The sequence below is a fragment of the Rhizobium pisi genome (assembly GCF_003938655.1).
In the GTDB taxonomy this organism is placed as follows: domain Bacteria; phylum Pseudomonadota; class Alphaproteobacteria; order Rhizobiales; family Rhizobiaceae; genus Rhizobium; species Rhizobium pisi.
Window position 1 is genome coordinate 21001 of sequence record NZ_RJJT01000005.1, and the last position, 21010, is coordinate 42010.

Annotated in this window: 16 protein-coding genes; 9 read left to right on the forward strand and 7 right to left on the reverse strand. The window is 58.9% G+C overall.

Annotated features, from left to right (window positions below; genetic code table 11):
* Positions 1–79: 79 nt before the first annotated feature.
* The 4 genes from EFD55_RS08155 to EFD55_RS08170 all read left to right on the forward strand — a co-directional run bounded on the left by EFD55_RS08155 (position 80) and on the right by EFD55_RS08170 (position 5199).
* Positions 80–1054: a carbohydrate ABC transporter permease gene (locus EFD55_RS08155; protein WP_183736887.1), complete on the forward strand. Its 975-nt coding sequence runs from the start codon at positions 80–82 to the stop codon at positions 1052–1054.
* Positions 1044–1928, forward strand: a complete 885-nt coding sequence (locus EFD55_RS08160) for a carbohydrate ABC transporter permease (protein WP_125844157.1) — start codon at positions 1044–1046, stop codon at positions 1926–1928. Before EFD55_RS08155 ends, EFD55_RS08160 begins: the two co-directional genes overlap by 11 nt.
* Positions 1929–2108: 180 nt before the next feature.
* On the forward strand, positions 2109–3038 hold the full coding sequence (locus EFD55_RS08165) for a substrate-binding domain-containing protein (protein ID WP_125844159.1): 930 nt from the start codon (positions 2109–2111) through the stop codon (positions 3036–3038).
* A gap of 16 nt (positions 3039–3054) precedes the next feature.
* The gene (locus EFD55_RS08170; RefSeq protein WP_125844161.1) at positions 3055–5199 is read left to right on the forward strand and encodes a methyl-accepting chemotaxis protein; all 2145 of its coding nucleotides are present in this window, start codon (positions 3055–3057) and stop codon (positions 5197–5199) included.
* A 157-nt stretch (positions 5200–5356) separates the two neighbouring features.
* Here the strand turns inward: EFD55_RS08170 and EFD55_RS08175 are convergent, their stop codons facing one another.
* Positions 5357–5725, reverse strand: a complete 369-nt coding sequence (locus EFD55_RS08175) for an antibiotic biosynthesis monooxygenase family protein (RefSeq protein WP_183736889.1) — start codon at positions 5723–5725, stop codon at positions 5357–5359.
* Between the two features lie 97 nt (positions 5726–5822).
* Here EFD55_RS08175 and EFD55_RS08180 point away from each other — a divergent pair, with 97 nt between their 5' ends.
* Positions 5823–6299 (forward strand): MarR family winged helix-turn-helix transcriptional regulator, encoded by a 477-nt coding sequence (locus tag EFD55_RS08180; protein WP_125844165.1) that lies wholly within the window; start codon positions 5823–5825, stop codon positions 6297–6299.
* A 243-nt stretch (positions 6300–6542) separates the two neighbouring features.
* On the opposite strand, the gene fcl is transcribed toward EFD55_RS08180, so the two are convergent.
* The 6 genes from fcl to EFD55_RS08210 are packed head-to-tail and all read right to left on the reverse strand — an operon-like array spanning position 6543 to position 14148.
* Positions 6543–7613, reverse strand: coding sequence for a GDP-L-fucose synthase (gene fcl / locus EFD55_RS08185; protein ID WP_125844167.1), 1071 nt, complete (start codon positions 7611–7613; stop codon positions 6543–6545).
* Positions 7606–8709: a GDP-mannose 4,6-dehydratase gene (gmd, locus tag EFD55_RS08190; protein WP_125844169.1), complete on the reverse strand. Its 1104-nt coding sequence runs from the start codon at positions 8707–8709 to the stop codon at positions 7606–7608. The genes fcl and gmd overlap by 8 nt, the downstream gene beginning before the upstream one ends.
* Positions 8710–8763: 54 nt before the next feature.
* Positions 8764–10968 carry a GumC family protein gene (locus tag EFD55_RS08195; protein ID WP_125844171.1) on the reverse strand — a complete coding sequence of 735 codons (2205 nt, stop codon included), beginning with the start codon at positions 10966–10968 and terminating at the stop codon, positions 8764–8766.
* Positions 10965–12107, reverse strand: a complete 1143-nt coding sequence (locus EFD55_RS08200; protein ID WP_125844173.1) for a glycosyltransferase — start codon at positions 12105–12107, stop codon at positions 10965–10967. The genes EFD55_RS08195 and EFD55_RS08200 overlap by 4 nt, the downstream gene beginning before the upstream one ends.
* Positions 12101–13201, reverse strand: a complete 1101-nt coding sequence (locus tag EFD55_RS08205) for a glycosyltransferase family 4 protein (RefSeq protein ID WP_125844175.1) — start codon at positions 13199–13201, stop codon at positions 12101–12103. Before EFD55_RS08205 ends, EFD55_RS08200 begins: the two co-directional genes overlap by 7 nt.
* A complete protein-coding gene (locus EFD55_RS08210; protein ID WP_125844177.1) occupies positions 13198–14148 on the reverse strand; it encodes a glycosyltransferase family 2 protein in 951 nt (316 codons plus the stop codon). The genes EFD55_RS08205 and EFD55_RS08210 overlap by 4 nt, the downstream gene beginning before the upstream one ends.
* 621 nt (positions 14149–14769) lie before the next feature.
* Here EFD55_RS08210 and EFD55_RS08220 point away from each other — a divergent pair.
* The 4 genes from EFD55_RS08220 (at position 14770) to EFD55_RS08235 (ending at position 20970) form a co-directional block, all read left to right on the forward strand.
* Positions 14770–16089: an O-antigen ligase family protein gene (locus tag EFD55_RS08220; RefSeq protein WP_125844181.1), complete on the forward strand. Its 1320-nt coding sequence runs from the start codon at positions 14770–14772 to the stop codon at positions 16087–16089.
* Positions 16086–18212, forward strand: coding sequence for a right-handed parallel beta-helix repeat-containing protein (locus tag EFD55_RS08225; RefSeq protein WP_125844183.1), 2127 nt, complete (start codon positions 16086–16088; stop codon positions 18210–18212). Before EFD55_RS08220 ends, EFD55_RS08225 begins: the two co-directional genes overlap by 4 nt.
* Before the next feature lie 397 nt (positions 18213–18609).
* Positions 18610–19464, forward strand: coding sequence for a WecB/TagA/CpsF family glycosyltransferase (locus EFD55_RS08230; RefSeq protein WP_125844185.1), 855 nt, complete (start codon positions 18610–18612; stop codon positions 19462–19464).
* 18 nt (positions 19465–19482) lie between these two features.
* Positions 19483–20970 (forward strand): sugar transferase, encoded by a 1488-nt coding sequence (locus EFD55_RS08235; protein ID WP_125844187.1) that lies wholly within the window; start codon positions 19483–19485, stop codon positions 20968–20970.
* The last annotated feature ends 40 nt before the right edge of the window (positions 20971–21010 follow it).

Below are 21010 nucleotides of genomic sequence, written 5' to 3' on the forward strand. Positions count from 1 at the left end.
GGCGCCGTGCGTCGCGAGACGCGCCGTTTCCTTGAATCCGCGCATGACCCTTCCGGAATCGATTTCTACTTGAGGGGTCATGCGCCAGCTCTCGCTGCGGCAGGAATTGCCGTGCATGGAGGAAGATATGTCGGAAAGCGCCGTCGCCGAACTTCCCTTGCAGCCGGTTCAATCACGGCGCTTCCTGAAGCCTGAAACGCGGACGGCGATGGTGTTCCTGCTGCCGAGCTTCCTCGGCTTCATGATCTTCATGGCCCTGCCGATCGTGGCGTCGCTGGCGCTCTCCTTCACCAGCTGGCAGCTGATCTCGACGCCGTCCTTCGTCGGCTTTCAGAATTACGTCAGGCTCTTCACCGTCGATCCTGCCTTCTACACCATCTTGAGGAACACCCTGTTCTTCGCCGTCGAGTATCTGGCGCTGAACATCATCGTGTCGCTGACGCTCGCCGTCTGGATATCGAGCGTCAAACACGGCAAGGCGATCTTCCGGGTGATCTTCTTCCTGCCGACCTTTACGCCGACGATCGCGGCCTCCGTGGTGTGGCTGCTGATCTTCACGCCGGACGGGCTGGCCGACACCATCATCCGCGCGCTCGGTCTCGGCCTGCCGAATTTCCTGCTGAACCCGAGCTGGGCGATGCAGGCGATCGTGCTCGTCACGCTCTGGGCGAATGTCGGCTACAACGTCGTGATGTTCAACGCGGCACTCGATCTGGTGCCGAAGCATTATCTGGAAGCCGCGACGATCGACGGCGCCAATGCCTGGCAACGCTTCTGGCGCATCCGCCTGCCGCTCATCTCGCCCACCATCTTTTTCGCCACTGTCATGACGGCCATCACCTCGCTGCAGGTCTTCGACGAGATCTATGCGATGACACGCGGCGGCCCGGGTTCGGCGACGGCCACACTCGGCTTTGCCATCTACCAGAAAGGCTTCGCCAATTTCCAGATGGGCTATGCCTCCGCTCTCGCCTGGGTGATGTTCGTCATGATCATGGCGCTCACCGTCCTGCAGTTCCGCATGCAGCGCAAATGGGTGCACTATGACGAATAGCCCAACCTCACGGCATCCGCATTCCGTCTCGGCGAACCGGCGTCGCCTGTTGTGGCGCATCGGCGTCTTTACCAGCTACGCCGGGCTTTCGCTGGTCGCGCTGCTGTTCCTCTTCCCCTTCTTCTGGATGGTGTCGAATGCGGTGCGCTCCGATACCGAGGTGCTGGCCGTGCCCGTTCGCATCTTTCCCGAGGAATATCAGTGGGGCAACTTCGTCGAGGCTTTGGTTTCGCTGCCCTTCGGAACCTTCCTGCTGAATTCCTTGGTCGTCGCCTGCGGCGTCACCGCGATCGTGATCGTGGTATCCTGCCTCTCGGCCTATGCTTTCGCCCGGCTGCGATTCCCCGGTCGGGAGGGGTTGCTGCTCACCTATCTCAGCACGCTGATGATCCCGCAGGTGATGCTGGTCATTCCGCTCTTTCTCGTCGTCAGCAAGCTCGGCTGGATCAACACCTATCACGGCATGATCCTGCCGGTCGCCTTCTCTTCCTTCGGCACCTTCCTGCTGCGCCAGTTCATCCTCGGCATTCCCAAGGATCTCGACGAGGCGGCGATGATGGACGGGGCTTCGCGCCTGCGTATTCTGGTCACGGTCATCGTTCCCCTTGCCATGCCGGCGATCGGCCTGCTCGCGCTCTTCACTTTCATCGCGCAGTGGAAAAGCTTCCTCTGGCCGCTGATCGCCACCAGCGGCGTCGAAAAAGCCACGCTGCCGCTCGGCCTCACCCTGTTCCAGACGCAGCAGGGCACCGCCTGGAACTACATCATGGCGGGCGCCACCATTTCGATGGTGCCGGGCGTCATCCTGGCGATCGTGCTGCAGCGGGTGATCTACAAGGGCATCAGCGTCAGCTCCGGCTTTGGTGGTCGTTGATATCTAAAAAAACCAAAGGCTTACGGTCACCTCATCAAGTCTAGCTTGAGCCATTCCAAACCAGTCGGCTAACGTGGCGGGACCACGCCCCGATCCGTTACTTCTCCTTTGCCGGCGCAAAGTAAAATTTAACTATGTTTTGACATAACGGCATTGCATTCACATCGCGCAGGAAAATTCATGAAAACGGCCACCCTTGCATCCATCGCCCTGGCGATGTCGGTCACTGCCGCCAGTGCCCAGACGATCGGTATCTCGATGTCCAATCTCGACAAATTCAGGACGGCGCTCCTGAACGGCGTCGTCTCGCACGGGCAGACGATATCCGGCCTCAAGCTCGTCACCGAAAACGCCAAGGGCGACAACGAGGTGCAGAAGCAGCAGGTCCAGAAGCTCATCGCCGACAAGGTTGATGCGATCATCCTTGCCGTCTCCGATGGCGATCTCGGGCCGCAAATGACCAAGATGGCGGCGGATGCCGGCATTCCGCTTGTTTATATCAACAACGTCCCCTCCAACCTGCTCGACCTGCCCGAAAATCAGGTGGTGGTTGCCTCCGACGAGAAGGAATCCGGAACGCTGGAGACGAAGCAGGTCTGCGCGCTTCTCAAGGGCAAGGGCCGCGTCGTCGTGCTGATGGGCGAAACCTTCCATGCGGCCGCTCGCGCCCGCACCCAGGACATATCGGACGTCATTGCCACGCCGGAATGCAAGGGCCTCGAGATCGTTGAGCGGCAGGCGGCTTATTGGTCGCGCGATTATGCGGACCAGCAGATGCAGGAATGGCTCTCGGCCGGCGTCAAGTTCGACGCTGTTATCGCCAACAATGACGAGATGGCGCTCGGCGCGATCCGCGCCATGAAGAAGGCCGGCATGCCGATGAAGGATGTCGTCGTCGCCGGCGTCGATGCGACCGACGACGCGCTTGCCGCGATGGTATCAGGCGATCTCGACGTCACCATTCTCCAGAGCGCCGTCGGCCAAGGCGCGGCAGCTGTCGACGCTGCCGTGAAGCTCGCGAACAAGGAGAAGGTGCCGCGCGAAAATAGCGTTCCCTTCGAGCTCGTGACACCCGAGAACATCTCCAAATATCTGCCGAAGAGCCAGTGAGCGTAAGAGAGCTATCATGTTGCATTTCTGGAATAAATTCGGCATTCGCGCGCAGATCACTTCGGGCTTCGTGCCGCTGATCCTGCTGATGAGCCTGCTGACCGTCAGCGCGATCTCGGGCATGAACGGGCTTGCCTCGATCTTTGCCTCCTACCGCGCCACAGCAGGCCAGAGCCTCGCCATCTCCGATTACAGCAACCAGCTGCACGAGATCCAGATGTCGGCGGAAGCCTTCCGCTCCACGCCGACCCAGGCCGTCGTCGACAGCTTCCGCGCCGGCGTGAAGGCCTTCGATGCCGACGATCCGCGTTTTGCTGGCAACAAGGACCTGCAGTCCGGTCTTGTCGCGATCCGCGAGCACATTGCCGCCTACGGCAAGGCGTTCGAACAGATTGTCTCCCTTCAGGCTCGCCGCGACCTGCTGATCTCCAAGGTCACCGAATTCGGCCCCTGGACCAGCATCGCGCTCAACGACGTCATGCGCAGTGCCTGGCGCCAGAACGACGTGGCTCTGCTGCACATGACGGCGGCGACGCTGGAGGCCCTGAACCGCAGCCTCTATTTCTCCGAGCGTTTCGTGCATTCCAACGATTTTGCCGCTTACGACACGGCGCAGGCAGCCCTTGCCGAAGCGGTTTCGCTCAACGATGCCGCCGCCGCGGCCGCAAAGAACGAGCTGCAGAAGAAGCGCCTGATGGGCGCCGGCCAGCTCATGCAGAACTACACCGCCCGCCTCAGCGACATGAAGGACGTGCTGCAGGCCTCCGGCAATATCCGCCAGACGCAGCTCAACGTGCTGGCGCCGAAGATATCGGACGAGTTCAAGGATCTGCAGGCGACGGTATCAGGCGCGCAGAAGAACCTGGACGGTTCCGTCGAATCCATGGTTTCCTCCGCGACCAGCACGACCCTCGTCATCAGCGGCTTCCTGATCGTCATCGGCCTCGTGCTGTCCTACTTCGTCGGCCGGCTGATTTCCTCGGCGGTGCGCAACATGGCGCATTCCATGGAGCAGCTTGCCCGTGGCGAGGAAAAGATCGTCGTTACCGGCGTCGAGCACCGCCACGAACTCGGCGCCATGGCGCGGTCGCTGAAGGTGTTCCAGGAGACGGGACGCGCCAAGCTGATCGCCGAAGCCAATGCTGAGCGCGCACGCCTCGCCGCGGAAGAAGAGCGGTTGCGCCAGGAAGCCGAGCGGCTCTCCGACGCGCAGGTGATGGAGCATGCCTTCCGCCAGATTTCACTGGGCCTGGACGCACTCTCCAAGGGCGACCTCACCGTCCGCGTCGGCGAAGTCGACGCGCGTTATGTCAGAATCCGCGATCATTTCAACAACTCGGTCGCGAGCCTCGAAGAGGCGATCGACTCCGTCATCCGCGCGGTTACCACGATCCGCTCCGGCCTTGCGGAAATCTCCACCGCCTCCAACGATCTCGCCCGCCGCACCGAACAGCAGGCCGCTTCGCTCGAACAAACCGTTGCGGCGCTCGGTGACGTCACCCGCGGGGTCAACGGAACGGCTGAGGGCGCAGGCCGCGCCCAGGCCGTCGTGGCGACGGCCCGCACCAATGCCGAAAAGGGCGGCGAGATCGTCTCCCGCGCCATCGCCGCGATGACGGAGATCCAGAATTCGTCGTCGAAGATCGGCAACATCATCAGCGTCATCGACGAGATCGCCTTCCAGACCAATTTGCTGGCGCTGAACGCCGGCGTCGAAGCGGCGCGTGCCGGCGAAGCCGGCAAGGGCTTTGCCGTCGTCGCCCAGGAAGTGCGCGAGCTTGCCCAGCGCTCGGCCAATGCGGCAAGGGAGATCAAGCAGCTGATCTCCACCTCTTCGACGCAGGTCAAGACGGGTGTCGAGCTGGTCGGCGAATCCGGCGTCTCGCTCGAGCAGATCGTCGAGCAGGTGACCGCTATGAGTGCGACGGTCGCCGAGATCGCGGTCGCCGCCCGCGAGCAGGCCACAAGCCTGCGAGAGGTCTCGGCCGCCGGCGACCAGATGGACAAGGTGACGCAGCAGAACGCCGCGATGGTCGAAGAGACCACGGCGGCCGCCCAGAGCCTGACGCATGAAACCGAAAGCCTCGCAGAACTGCTGGCCCGGTTCAGGACGGGCAGCGGCCGGGCATCGGAACATCGCCATTACGCCATGGCGTCCTGACGACACCGCATGCGTGTCAGACTTTCCCGCCGGAGCAAGCCGGCGGGAAGAGTGACGTCATCCAAACGCGAAAGCTTCGATATGGATGCGGGCAGGGATATGCCCGCTTTTCGCAGATCTGCGATCATCACCCGCGAGGGCGCCGCCGGCCTCTGAGCTAGGCGACGCAGATGCCTGCTACTGCGACCTTCTGGAAAAGGTGCGGTGACGCAACCGAGGAGGAGGGATAGGCCGACATTTTCGCCCTGAACTCAGGATGGACAAAAGCGGCTTGGAAATGCGCGGTGGATTCCCAGACTGCGTAGTTGAGATAGGTCGGGTTTTCGCCGAGTGCGCGGTGCAGTTGCGTGGAGATGAAGCCGGGCTGTCGCTTCATAAAGGCGGCGTCGTCCTGCCAGACCTCAAGGAATTTCGGTTCGTCCACTTTGTCGAGGGTGAAAAGGTTGATCAGCACGACCGGGGAGGCTTCGAGCCCGAGTTGCCGGTCGATTGGGAAGGCGGGATCCATCGGACGAAAATGTGACATGACTTGCTCCATTCGATATGGTTCCATGATGTCAATTCGACATGAAAGAAACATATGATATTGACATTATGATGTCAATGTAATTGCATGGTGACAAATGGCCGAAACCGAGCGAACCGCTGCTGGATCCGCATTGACCAAACTCATCCTTGATTTGTTTCGGCTGAATAACCGGATGCTCACATCAGGTGACAGGCTCGTCGCCCCTCTCGGGCTAACGAGTGCACGCTGGCATGTTCTCGGCACCATCGGAGCGTCGGAACGTCCGCAGCCGGTCGCCTGGCTGGCGCGCGACATGGGAGCCAACCGGCAGAACGTGCAGCGCATCGTCAACGATCTGGAAAAAGAGGGGCTCGTCGCCTTTGCAGCCAACCCCCATCACCGGCGCGCGCAGCTCGTCGTGCTGACGGAGAGGGGACGCAACACCTACGACGCGGCAATGCACCTCCAGGCTCCCTGGGCGAGTGGTCTCGCCGACGGTCTCGAGGTCTCCGAGATCGAGACAACGCACCACGTCATGAAGGCGCTTCTTTGCAAGCTGGAAGGAAGCGAAGACGTCGGGGAACAGGCCTGAGGTCCGCTTGCGGCAGGCTGCGTGGCACTGCGATTTTTATCTGTGCTTTAGGCGCTGCTGGACTATCCGCTTAATAGCGTGACAAGCGATGTCGGCATTTCGGCCGGGAAAAGATCCATTACAGCACCGATAATTATCACCCACGCCGCTATTACGAAAATGAGTGCTGCGATCCTGATTTCTACTGGTCCCAGCATATGCCTCCCCCCAAGCAAAACCTTCTTCACCGCTGGCTCAAATTCGCTATCGCGAGGGATGATGTGCGACTGTCGCGTGCGTGGGCGCATGCCGCGCGGAGGTCTTGGCTCTCTCAAAACTGATGTCGCTTTGACCCATCAAATCGCCGGACACAGTCCCGTTGCTTCGCTCGAGATAATGCCCATCAAGGAAGGCGTGGTAGGCGTCTGCAATGCCCTCCTTCAGTCCTATTTTCGGTGACCAGCCGAGCGCGCGGAGCTTGTCGGCGCTCATGAGCTTGCGTGGCGTGCCGTCCGGTTTGGTGAGATCGCGCGTGATCTGGCCTTCAAATCCGACGACCTCTGCGACAAGCCCCGCCAATTCGAGGATGCTGATGTCTTCGCCTGAGCCGACATTCACGTGACTTTCGGCGGAATAGGTCTTCATCAGATGGATGCAGGCGTCGGCGCAATCGTCGACATGCAGGAACTCGCGCAGCGGCGTTCCGGTGCCCCAGATGCGTATTTCCTTCTCGCCTTTGACCTTGGCCTCATGCGCCTTGCGGATCAGCGCAGGCATGACATGGCTTGAATCGAGGTCAAAATTGTCGCCTGGCCCATAGAGATTGGTGGGCATGGCCGAGATGAAATCCTTGCCATGCTGTTTTCGGTAGGCAGCGCAAAGCTTCAGTCCGGCAATTTTGGCGATCGCATAGGATTCATTCGTGGGTTCGAGCGATCCGCTGAGAAGCGCCTCTTCGACGATCGGCTGATCGGCGAACTTCGGGTAGATACAGGACGAACCCAGAAACATCAGCTTTTCGACGCGAACTTTATAAGCGGCGTGAATGACGTTCGCCTCGAGGATCAGGTTGTCGTAGAGGAAATCGGCCGGATAGGTATGGTTGGCGAGGATACCGCCAACCTTCGCAGCCGCCAGGAAGACGGCATCGGGACGGTTTTTTCCCATCCATGCCTCCACCTGATCCTGCCGTCTCAGATCGACCTCGGCGTGCAGGGCCGTCAGGATCTCGCAGCCCTCGGACGCGAGACGCCGCACGATCGCAGAGCCCACCATGCCGCGGTGCCCCGCGACATAGACTTTCTTTCCGGCAAGGCTGTAGATGACCTCAGGCATGGACCAAGCCCCTGTTCGCGCCGACCAACGGAACATTGCGGGCCATGACTTTCAGGTCCTCGCGAACCATCTCAGAAACCAGCTGGTCAAGACTGATCTCGTGTTTCCAGCCGAGCTTTGTGTGCGCCTTCGTCGGATCGCCAAGCAGAAGGTCGACTTCAGTGGGCCGAAAATAGGCCGGATCGACCTCCACCACGCAGCGGCCGGATATCTTGTCGTATCCCTTTTCCTCAGGCCCCTCCCCACGCCAATCAATCGGCATGCCTACCCTGGCAAAGGCCTTCTCGACAAAGGAGCGAACCGAATGCGTTTCGCCGGTGGCAAGAACATAATCCTCCGGTTCGTCCTGCTGCAGCATCAGCCACATGCCGCGGACATATTCTCGTGCATGTCCCCAATCGCGCTTGGCATCCAGATTGCCGAGATAGAGCCGGTCCTGCAGGCCGAGATGGATGGCAGCCACCGCCCGGGTGATTTTGCGCGTCACGAAGGTTTCGCCGCGGATCGGGCTTTCGTGATTGAACAGGATGCCGTTCGAGGCATGCATGCCATAGGCCTCGCGATAGTTCACGACGATCCAATAGGCATAGAGCTTGGCAGCGGCGTAAGGGGATCTCGGGTAGAAAGGCGTCGTTTCGTTCTGCGGGACCGCCTGAACTTTGCCGTAGAGTTCGGAGGTGGATGCCTGGTAGAAACGGGTCTTCCTGGTCAGGCCCAGCAGGCGAATGGCTTCAAGCAGCCGCAGGGTGCCCGTCCCATCCGCGTTGGCGGTATATTCCGGCGTCTCGAAAGACACCTGGACGTGGCTTTGTGCGGCAAGATTGTAGATCTCGTCGGGCTGCGTTTCCTGGACGATCCGGATGAGGTTTGTTGAGTCGGTCATATCCCCGTAGTGCAGGATGAAGCGCGGGTTCTCGACATGAGGATCCTCGTAGAGATGCTCGATGCGACTGGTATTGAAGGACGACGAACGCCGCTTGACGCCGTGAACAATGTAGCCCTTGTCCAGGAGCAACTCGGCCAGATAAGCACCGTCCTGACCTGTTACGCCGGTAATCAGTGCAACTTTCCTGTCATGTCTCATTCCGGTATCCATGATGCTCTCCAACTCGAGTACGAATGCAGAAGCGGATGATTCTGTATGATGTATTTAGGATTTTAAGCTATAGTACTTCATAAGAGATCTAGAAAATAACTCCGAATCACTGAAGTTATACAAGGCGTGTATCTTGGGATCCACGTTGTTGATCGCCACAACTATTTCCGAATTTCGCGAGCCTTTCATTTGCTGCAGGCTGAACTCGAATGCGCGGCGGCTCGTTTTTCCCCATCTGACAACTGCCAGCGTTCTTTCCGCCAGGGCAGCCAGATGCACGGTGTCTGCCGAGGCGAGCACCGGCGCGCTGTCGAAGATGACAATCCGGCCGGCCGCGCTCCCCAACTCGATGATGTCTGCCAGGCCGTTCGAACGAACGCGCCGCTGGAGACTGAATCTTCCGGATGGAATGAAATCGATACCGCTTGGATGGTGGTAGACGATGTCGCGGAGATCGGCCTGACCGTTCAGGAATTCGTTCAGTCCGTGCGTTAACCCCGACCTGAAAAAGGAATCGAGTTTTCCCCGCCGAAGGTCGCCATCGACCAGCAGCACTGGAATTGCGGCGGCGGCAAGTTCGATAGCCAGCGATCTCGCGACAAGCGACTTGCCGTCCCCGCTGTGGGCCGAGGTAACGACGATACTGCTCGGCAACTTGCCGCCGTTGGACTGCTTGAGTGAAAGCACCACGGTCCGGATTGCTTCGTCAAACATCGGGACTGGCATATGCTCGAACATCGTTTTTGAATTTTCCCGCCGCGCCAGACGCGGGATAAGGCCAGCCGGTATCGTGCGCGCCATTCCAGCTATTTGGTCGAAACTCCGAACCGTCCGGTCCCACATTTCGATCACGAAAGCAGCCGTTACGGCTGCCGAGATTGCAGCCAGGAGGGCGCCTATCAGATAGAAAAGCCGTCCACGCCCCTGTGGCGTGAGCGGCACTGAAGCCGGCGAGAAAACCTCCAATTCCGCCCCCGGCAACCTGGCCTTGGCGGCAAGGTCGCGGCGCTGGTCCTCAAGCTTGTCGAGTGCCGCTTGCTCCTTCTCGGCAATACGCTGCAGTCGCGTCAATTCCGTCTGCGCCAGGGCATCGCGCGTGCGCTTTTCCTGAGCATCAGCCAAGAGGGATTCCAATGCGCTAGCTTCATGGTCAAGTGCGGCGAGCTTGGCGCGCATCGTTTGCAGATATTGCTTGGTCGCACGGTCGAGATCGGCACGGGATTGTTCGATCTTCCCACGTAAATCCACCACGGCCTCGGCATTGCCGTCATATGTTTCAAGAAGACGGGCGAGATCTTGCTCCTGCGCGTGAAGGTCGCGTTGCTTTGTAGCAATGTTGTCGGGAACGGCGATATTCTGCGCCGCGGCAGAAGCGTTATCCGCTCCTTCCAGCGTGGATATCGTCGCCTTTACCTCAACCCGGCTTTCCTCGATTTTCCCTTCGCGGCCAGTCAGTTCCAGGAGTGATTTGATACGTTCATCCTGAGCATCCTCTTTCGAGACGATGTCCATCGATTCTTGATAGTTGCGGGCAGCGTCGCGAGCGGTATCTGCGCGAGCCTGCTGTTCGGCGACGCGCTGTCGGAGCCAGTCTCCCGCTGAAACCAGGCGGCCACGGACACTGTCTTTCCGCTCATCGAGGTAAATGCTGACGACCCGGTTCGGAACCGCGGCTGCGAGTTCAGCATCACTCGCAGTGAAGCTGATCTGGATAACTTCACTCTTATCTTCGTGCCACACGCCGAGCGCCTGATAATATTCCGGGATGGTGGCTTCGATGCCGTCTCCTGCCGGCAAGGTGGGTTTTTTCGCGTCGAACAGGCCGCGCAACGTCGCTCGGATCCTGTCAATGAACGAGATCTTCCGCAGCGCTGGATTGAATTCCTGCAGCTCGTTAAGCCGCAGCTCGCGGACGACTCGCTCTGTGATACCTCTGGATAGAAGCCGCTCGGTCTCCGATTTCACGTCAATGAGATCATTGCGGCTGGTATCGTCCACACCAAGTAATGTTGCGAGAGGCTGGCGGATAATCAATCGGGCCGATCCCTGATAGGCGGGCTTCAACCCAGAGATCATCATCGCTGCGGGCACCATCAGCAAAACCGCTATCGTGATGATCATGATCATTCTTCGCCGGACGAGACCGACGGCGGCTGCCAGATCGAATTGGTCCGCCTTGGTCTCGACCTGAAAGCGAGGATCATAGCGCATCGGCGAGATCGGAAGGTTGCGGTCCGGCGGAAGAGTGGAAATCGTCATCGTGCGCCAACCATTGCTTGAGGTTTTGCGGAAACGGTTTCGTAAAGTTTCTCGATCGACCGCATATAGGCCCTCATGCTGAAGTGGTTGAGGTAATGCGCGCGCCCCTGGGCCGCGAGCCGGATGCAGATTTCAGGATCGGACACCAGCTTCGCCAGAGCTGCAGCCAGGGCATTCGGGTCCCCGACGGGGACGAAGATCCCGGTTTCGCCGTCGGTAATGACTTCGTCATGCGCCCCGACACGCGTGGTAACGACCGCGAGCCCGTGGGACAGCCCTTCGAGCACGGCCATTGCCAGACCCTCGGCGTGCGAGGGCAAGACCAGGATATCTGCGCGCGCGCACAAGGCCCGCGCCTCACCGGCGTCAAGCCAGCCGGGCATTTCTACCAGATCTGAAAGCGCCAAGGCGCCAGCCTGACGGCGATAATCCTCGACAGGTCCGTCGCCTGCCAGCACAGCCCGCCACTGGAGTGCTCTCATGACCGGATGGCTGAGCGCCAACAGAAGCTCCGTGACACCTTTGCGTTCGCTCAACCGGCCGAGGAATACGATCAAGGGCGTCTGGCCGACGCGTATAGTGTGCGCCCCGGGGTCGGGGACGCAATTATGGGCCACGACCGTGCGGCGCTCATCAACGCCAAGAAGTGTCGTCAGCGTCAAGCGATCGCGCTCGCCCAGCGCCACAACGCAATCGGCGTTCTGAAACATCCGGCGGATGAGCCGCTGTTGACGCGGCGAGCGTTGCGCAAAGTCGCCGGCGTAATCGTAGTCGTGCAGGTGCAACATGTGGCAGCATCCGAACAAGCGGGCGGCCTCCGTCAGGATCAATTTTCGGGAGGTGCTGCCGCGGCCGGCGATATGGATATGGTGAATGCGGGCTGGCGCAACGATCCGGTCCTTTGCCATCGTCAGGATGGCGCCGAGCAGGCGTGCGGGTGACGTCACCTTCGACCATCGAGCCCCTCTGGTATCGGTGACGAAATGTTTCGTGCCGGTCTCTTTCGCCGTCTCTGTTATATAGCCGACCAGCCTGCCAATGCCGCCGCCGTTCTCGCAACCGCCCGGAACATAGTGGCGCACGCTAGCCGCGCACCCTACAGCCATTCGATTTCTGTCCGTAAGGGCCTCCATCAGCATGATCCGACCACCTCCCGATAAACAGCCGCAGCCTGGGCGCCGACCCGTTCTGGCGAATTCGGTCCTTTGGCCCATTCGAGCGCGTTGTCGCCGAAAATGCTTCTAAGCGCGCCGTTGTCTGCCAATGTCCTGATCGCTGCCGCGAGCTCTTTGGCATCTCCGGGAGGGACCACTAATCCCAGCCCATTGGGCTGAACCGTGTCTCGCAACTCGCCGACGTCAGTAACGATGACCGGTTTGCCAAATGCCGCGGCAAGGTTGAGCACACCGCTTTGAGATGCTTCCGTGTAGGGAAGCACGACGATGTCGGTGTCCAGGAAGAGCTGGGCGACCTCTGCATCCTCGATAAAGCGATTGCGAATATCGTAGCGGTTGGCATCTCCCATAAGCGGCTTGAATATCAGCGGATTGTCGCCACGGCCTGCGACCGTGATGCGCAGGTTGGGAAGCGCGTCCTTGAGCATCGCCTCGGCTCGGACCAGATGTTCCAGGCCCTTGTAGGCAAAAATCCGTCCAAAGAGCAGGACGCGGACAGTTCCATCCGCTTCACGCGGCGCCATTTTCAGTTGCCGGGCGAGCTCCGCATAACGAAGGATGGAGGGATGCGACAGGACATGGACACAGCCCGGCGATTTCGAATATCGGTCGAGCACCAGCCGCTTCAGGCCCTCGCCGTGGACGACGATATGTCCGGATTGCTTCACCATCAATTCGGGGGCCCAGCCGGGCAGCGTACGCGTATCGGAATCGCCGGGGTGGATTGCCACGTCATGAACGGTCGTCACAAGCGGGATCGGGCGCCAGAACGGCACGGCGAGGTTCAGCCAAAGTGTAGAATTGCTGAGGAGATGAATGAGGTTCGGCTGTTCCTGCCGGATCAGACGCGTGAGATGGTACAGAAACCAGGGATTGGAGAGAGAACGGTGTCTCGGCCAGTCCAGAAGGTGTAGATCGACAGCCGGATCGATGGAGGAGGCGAGATGTGCGTAGCGCCGGCGCGGCACGGCAAGCACAACGTCCAGGTGTTGGGCAACGCCGCTGGCAAACGAGATGGTGTAGTCTTCCAGTTCGGAAACCAAGAGCAGCGCCTTCATGTCGCCGCCTCCGACAAGCCGACGTCCAGACCGAGCCGTGACAGGCCGCGCGCCGCGCGCAAACTATCGCGCGTCCGCCTGAGCAGGTTTGGTTCGCCGGCAAAGAAGAGCCCTTCGACAGCAAGCTTGAACCGGGTGCGTGCATCGGCTCCCTGCAACTTTGCCGACGCGATGCGATAGGGATAGTGATCCGTCAGATGTAGTCTTGCCGGCAGTTGATGGGCTGAGAGAAACAGGTTCGTTGCTTCAACGGTCCGCTGCCAGTGCGTCATCCGCCTCCTTAACGTGGTGGCATCCTCCGTCGAGCGATACCAGTTGTTATTGTGGATGCGGTAGAATCCCAGCGGATCCGGCATGGCAATGACGTCCCCCAGAAACGGATAGATCCCCACGAGCCAGGAGTCGGCTGATATGCGGAATTGCTCGGGAATGCTGCCCGCGGCATCCCACGCGCTACGTCGTACCGCGACGGCTGACGTCATCGGAAAGGGCCACCAGCCGGCCGATCTGGTGAGGAGCGGCGACAAAGCGCCCGAACACAGGGTCCGAGGGATCGGCTTGGAAGTCGGCGTGCCATCGATAAGCGTTGGCTGCAGTCGGTGATAGACGAGCGATGCCTGAGGGTTTGCGCGGAACGCTGCAGCGGTCGCCGACAGCTTGCCCGGCGCCCACCAGTCGTCGGCATCGAGAAAACAGAGGATCTCGCCCATGCTTGATGCCACCGCGGTATTGATCGCGGCGGCCTGTCCTGCGTTCTCCTGAAAGATCACCTTTATGCGGCTGCCATAGGCTTCCAGAACAGACCGCGACTGGTCGGTAGAGCCGTCATCGACGACGATTATCTCGACGTTGCCAGCGTCTTGGCTCAACACGCTGTCTATCGCCCGCCCAACGAAGCGAGCGTAGTTGTAATTGTTGATGAGGACACTGAGGGCCGGCCGCTCCATGACGCGCCCTCAGGCGGGTTGCCGCGATGCACGGCTGTACAGCTGTGCAAAGTTGCTCATGAGGCCGACCTTTACACCGCCACCGAGGTTTTGAGCCTCGGTGATGGTGATGTCCAAAATACCTTGCCGGCCGAACAGCATCTCCCGCAGAGCCGATGAGATCGTTACGACGAGTAGAGGGCCCGTCGTGGTGCACAGAGAACTAGGATCATGACGCAGAAACATAGCAATCCTAAACCTTCCAGGCTTCGACTGCAGAGTGAACCTCTGTCAGAATTGTTGCCTCATTCCAATGAAATCGCGGCTTACCCACCACGCGTCGCAGGACATTCATCGCCACGGTAGCGGTGAACGGACATGCGCAACATCTGCTCTTAAGGGCAATCTCCGGTCATGAAGACCCGTCTTTTGGGTAAACACCGGCTGAAAGCTTACGCACAACATCGTCTTTGGGTGGAGCGAAGGTGCATTAGGCGTAGCCCGCCCTTCACTAGGACAGGTTGACTGTGGATGTGCCTGGATGATTGCTTGAGAGCAGTGCAGCCACGAAGGCCGAGCACCTGTTTTTTGATCCGCCGCGATCAATAGTCGCTTGTCTGTTCAAGTCAGTCGAGACAGATAATGAGAGTAGATAGCCTCAAAACTGCCGGCGGACCAAGCATCAGTTGGCGGGCCATAGAATGCTGGGGCGCCGGTATATCCCTTTTTTTTCAGGCAGGCGCCGTTCTGCCGCTTATCCTTGCAGATGCGGACGGAGCACTCAGCGATTCTGCCAGATCTATACTGCGTATTCCTTGCCTTCCTGTGTATGCATTTACAATCGTGATCCTGATACGCAATTTTCCGCAATTTCTAACGGCGCTCAGGCGAAATCTGATTGTTCCCTCGATCCTTTTCTTGCCGTTTTTGTCTACCCTATGGTCAATAGGACCTCCAACGAGCTTGAGGCGGGCAATCGGCCTTTTGTTTTGCGTGCTTCTTTCCTATGTCCTGGCGATACGTTTCACGCCAAGGCAGTTGCTGCTCCTGTTATTTGTGACCTTGGGAAGCTGTATCGTCCTCAGTGTGGCTATGTCAGTGGTGTCACCAAGCCTTGCCAATATGCCGGATGGTACTATGCGGGGCGTCTTCATTCATAAGAACGTCCTGGGCTGGTACTCGTCTCTGATGATCTTGGTGGCGTCGGCCGTGCTGATCGACGGGACGCTCGGCCTGCGACGAACCGCGTTCACCTTATTGGCCGCGGGCGTGATCTGCCTTGCAAGCTCCGGATCGATGACCGCGATCATTGCAACGATAGTGGCCTATTGCCTGATCGGCTTTTATTCCCTCCTGCAAAGAAGCAGCAGCATCGGCCGCGTCGTCATCGTCCTATTTTTCGTTCAGCTGGCTGTCGGCATTCTGATTTCGCTTCACGAGTTCCTGGTTCCGGCTCTTGAAGCGCTCGGCAAGGACGCGACTCTGACGGGTCGGGTGCCATTGTGGGAGTTGGTTGACCGCGAAATATCCGATCGCTGGATGCTTGGTTATGGTTACCAGGTTTTTTGGACAGTCGAGAACCCCGTAGCGACGCACATCTGGTTAATGCTCGGATGGGCGGCGCCCCACGCGCATAATGGATATCGCGATATCTTGTTGAGCTTTGGAATCATGGGGATGATTCCGTTTGTTGTGCTGCTTCTCCATGCAATCCGCCAGGGCGCGAGCCTTCAATGTCATGATCCGCAGTACGGGTGGCTCTGGCTCAATGTTTTGACGATCATGATTCTGGTGATGAATCTGACCGAGAGTATTTTTTTCGCTCAGAATGACGCCATCTTCATCCTCTTTACCGCAGCCATCATCATGTTTTCGCTGTACGCGCCCGTGGTTTCGACCAGCCATTCGCCATCTTGGCAGGCGCCCTCGCGTGGCCTTGCGAGCGGGTTGCAGATATCATGAGGCGGCGTTTTGGATTGGTCCTGAGCGTTTTGCCTGCCATGCTTTTTCCGCAGTCCGGCAATCCGGCTTCCGTCGGAACAGAGATAGATGCGCCCGAGCACCTTCAGATGCTTGTCAGGGAGGCGACTTGCGCGGAAGCTCCCGCGACTTCATCAGCCAGGTTGAATGGGACTTCTTTAAGCGGCGTATTGAGCGGCAGCACCGCGGCGCGGACGATATTTTACGTTTCGCCCGATGGCAAAGACAGCTGGAGTGGCCGCCTTCCGATTGCGGATCAGCAAGGAGACGATGGCCCTTTCGCCAGCATTGAAAGGGCTCGCGATGCTGCCCGTGAGAAGGGCGGCACCAACACGATCGCGCTGGGTAAAGGCGATTACTACCTTACTCAACCGATCGCCTTTGACGCCCGCGATGCGGGTTTGATCCTCACCGCAAGATGCAATGAAGCACCGATTTTGCATGGGGGGCTGCGCGTGCGCGACTGGGCACAGCAGGCCGATGGCCGCTGGACGGCGCCGCTGAAATTGCCACCGGATGAAGGGGTCGGTGACCTCTTCATCAATGGGACACGCCAAACTCGAGCTCGATTCCCCAACGCTCCCGCTGATGGCGATCCACGCAAGGGATGGTTGTTTGCCGCGAAGTGCGAGCCGGCCATCGACATGCGGGAAGCAAACACGCGCTTTTGTTTTCATGCCGGCGATCTTCCGGCAGTGGGGGATGCAAGCGGACTGGTCGTGGACATCGTTGGAGGGTATCAACCTGGAAGCCAGTGGGGCAATGATACGCTCCCGGTCGTATCCATCGATGGCCCGGGCCGGACTGTCCATACGAAAGGCACAGGCTATTTCTTTACCGCTGAAGGCAGCCGTTATTTCCTGACAGGAGCCAAGGCCTTGCTCGATGCTCCCGCAGAGTGGTGGTACGACCTAGGCGCGGGCCAGATTTATTATGTCCCCGTCGATCAGGCGTTCTCCAACTCCGTCGTTGTTGCCGGGGTTCTGCCGACATTCTTCAAGTTGGACGGGGCCAATGGGATGGTTATCTCAGGGCTCGAGCTCAGAGATGGAGCTCCTGAAGGCAGCGGCAAGTTCAATACGGAGACCAGAGGATTTGGCGCCATACGGATCGAACGCGCTGACGGCGTCAACATTCTCGGCAACACTATCGAAAATGTCGGCGTCGGCGTCCATGTGTCGGAAAGCAAGGATGCGTTGATTGCCGGTAATGTGATTGCGGATGTGGCCGGCAACGGGATTTACGTCGGCACAAATTATGGCACGTTCGGTAAGTCGAACGGCGCCAGGATCCTTTCAAACCATATCCATGACATCGGAAAGGTTTACATTGAAACTGCCGGAATATGGTTCCAGGCGGCTGACAATGTCAGGATCGCCGACAACCTGATCGAAAACACGGCGCAGTTCGGGATATCAGGCGGTTCGCTGTGGGGTTCCAATGACGCCGTCTATAACGCTGTCATCGAGCACAACGTGATCCATAACGCCAATCAGCAGACGGCAGATGGCGGCGCCATCAAGATGATGGGCGAGCAGGGCGACTCTCTGAAGAGCATTATCCGCTCCAATCTCGTGACCGGAACGGATCAACTTATGAACAGGGCCGATGGGACGTTCTGGCCTCCCGGATATGAGAATACCGGCGAATGGCCGTCTCCCATCAGTTGGGCGATCTATACGGATGGGAAGGCGAGTGGTCTGCGGATCGAGGGAAATACACTCTCCGGCAACATCACGGCGATCGGCATCAACGGCGGTTGGAGCAACCTGGTGGTGGGAAACGTCATCACAGACGGATCGGGCGCGGCTTTTCGCGTTGATGACAGCACCGGCAGGGGCTGGCGTCCGCCATGGGCAAGCCCTAATCGTATCGAGGGTAATACCGTGTCGATCGACAGTAGCAGTGGGCTTGCAGCTTATGTCTACGCTCCTGACCACGGGCCTGGATACGTACAGTTCGCGCATAACCGCTACATCGGCAATTTGAACGACAAGAGCTTCCGAATATCTCCGGGGATCATGCGTTCAGGAGAATTTGGCAGTCTGCTGGATCTTCAGAAGGCTGGGGCGGACACCGGAAGCGTAGTCGCGCCGGCCGACTGACAAAAGGGCGCCGCGCGGTATTCGCAGGCACACGCCGATACAGAGTATCTACATCAAATTCCCGACCGGGAAACCCGCTTGGTTGCGACCATTTTCCGGCTGAGCAGCTCTCACGGCTTGTTCTCCATCCCTCTCTCCCAGCTTTGTCCGCGCGATAGCGGCTATCTCCCGCGGCTTTGCGAAGATGAAACCGCTCTTTCGGAACGGTACTCATCAAAAAGAGCAACCGCAAAAGTAGTAGGGGTACATTACCTTACTTCTAATATTGTAACTTATCCCGGCGTAAGGCGTAGAAATATGAAGTCTCATCTACGTCCAATAGTTGGAACTGCAAGTATGGAGGCAAACGCTTTGAAAGCATATTCTAATGACAGTTTAGAACGCGAAAGCGCATGTCATGAGAAAACAAACAGAAGACAGCGGCCAAACTTCAGTTCTTAATTCGAAGGGCTCCATGGGATGGACTAATGTCCTTGGTGTTCGCATTTCGGCAGTAAATCTCAAAAGCGCGACTGGATTTATTCAAAAAGCGATCGAAGACGGCAGGAAGGAATATGTGTGCGTTCGCGACGCACACGGCGTCGTCCGGTGTCAGGATGATCCGGAGCTTCGGTCGATCCATAACCGGGCGTTTCTCGTGACCCCCGACGGCATGCCGTTGGTATGGGCATTGAAGCGCGCCGGCCATTTGGAGAGCGACAGGGTCTATGGACCTGACCTGATGCTGTCTGTTTTCGAGGCCTGCACATCGAAGGGTATTCGCCACTTCCTTTATGGCGCAACAGCCGAGACGCTGCAGCAGTTGCAGGCGCGCCTTCTCGCGAGATTCCCAGGAGCTGAGATAGCCGGCTCCTATGCACCGCCTTTTCATAAACTGTCACCGCAAGAGGAAGCCGATATTGCAGACCGCCTCAATCGGTCCGGCGCCGATATCATCTGGGTCGGGCTGAGCAGTCCCAAGCAGGAGCTCTGGATGGCGCGCATGCGCGATCGTCTGGACGCATCGATGCTCATCGGCGTCGGAGCTGCATTCGACTTCCACGCCGGCCTGAAGCGGCAAGCTCCAAGGTTCATTCAAAGAAGCGGCTTCGAATGGGCGTTTCGGCTTCTGTGCGAACCGCGACGGCTGTGGCGGCGCTATGCGCTCGTCGTGCCGGCCTTCATCTCACTGACAGCATTCCAGAGACTGGGTCTTCGGAAGTTTCCGATCGAAGACGCCGTTTCTGGATCGGGTGCGTCGGGACAAATTTAGTAGAGGAGTAAAAGCGTCATGTTTGCGCCGTCAGCGATGACTACAGGCCGGTCGAAGCCATCCACATCAAATGACATGACGTCGCGGGCGATTGCGGCAAGTTCCGTGCCGCCTATAGCATCCAGGACCGTTGATCCCTTTATACAAGCAGGGTTGAATACTTCAGCTGCACTACGGCGCCGCTTTCCTCGGCTTGCAACGTCGTCCTTTCTGGTCGCCGGCGACATTGCAAGCTATTTGATTGCCTATTTTGTTCTGCTGTCCTTTCTCCCCGGTAGTTTGGAGGGCACGATAGCGGAGCGGGCGTTCACGATCGCGGCACTGTCGGCGATCGTTCTTTACGCATCGGCCGGCCTCTATCCTGGATATCGGCTGCATGGCCACGAACATCTGCGGCGGCGCACGATAGCTGCCGTCAAAGTGGCTGTCCTGACGGCATTCGGAGCCATTATCCTGCCGGAGGCGGAACGACTGCCACTTGCCATGATTGTATTTCTCGGTCTCGGGCTGATTATTCAGCCACTCGTACATTGGCTCGCACGTGGCCTGTGCTTTAGACTTGGAATGTGGGGGGAGCGCGCGGTTGTGATCGGAGGGCGCAACCTTACTCCGGCGCTCGTGGCGCATTTCACGGACCACTGGCAGTCTGGCATCAGGCCGGAGCCCTTTTCCCCCGATACTTTGGAGGCATTGCCCGATGGCGGACCATCCATTGCCGTCATTGCGGGCGACGCAGGTTCGCTTGTGCCCGACTTGGCGGCGATGCGTCGGAAGTTCACCGAAGTCATCTTGCTGTGCGACACGCCGAGCCTCAAGGTCAGCGGATTGCGACCTGCAGATGTCGGCGGAGAGATCGGTATTCGCCTGACCACCGGCGGGAGTTCGGTCAACTCGGATCTGGTTCGCCGGATCTTCGATCTCGCAATCGCCATCCCTGCAGCGATCGTGGTCACGCCATTCATCGGGATTGCAGCGGCCGCAATCTATGCCATCGATCCAGGCCCCGTCTTCTTCCGGCATACCCGGGAAGGACGGTTCGGCAAGCCGGTGCATGTCCTGAAATTAAGGACGATGTACCAGGATGCAGAACAGCGCCTTGAAGCACTGTTCCGAGACAACCCTGCCATGCGCGCCGAGTGGCTGAGCCACTTCAAGCTCAAGGACGATCCGCGCATCCTTCCGGTTATAGGACATATGCTGCGCTCTTCGAGCATCGACGAGCTCCCGCAACTGGCGAACATCATCGCGGGCCAGATGGCCATCGTCGGACCGCGTCCATTTCCGGAATATCACCTCTCGGCGATGGATAGCGAATTTCGAGACAAGCGCCGTTCCGTCACGCCGGGTCTCACGGGCCTTTGGCAAATATCCGAACGAAGCGATGCGGATATCGAGCTGCAGCAGCAACTCGACGGCTTCTACATCGACAACCGGTCCTTGTGGTTCGACTGGCACATCCTTCTCAGCACAATTCCCGCGGTCTTAAAGGGCAAGGGAGCTTGCTGACCTGTTTCTCGTCCTGAAGGCAATCATCAACAACGGAGCA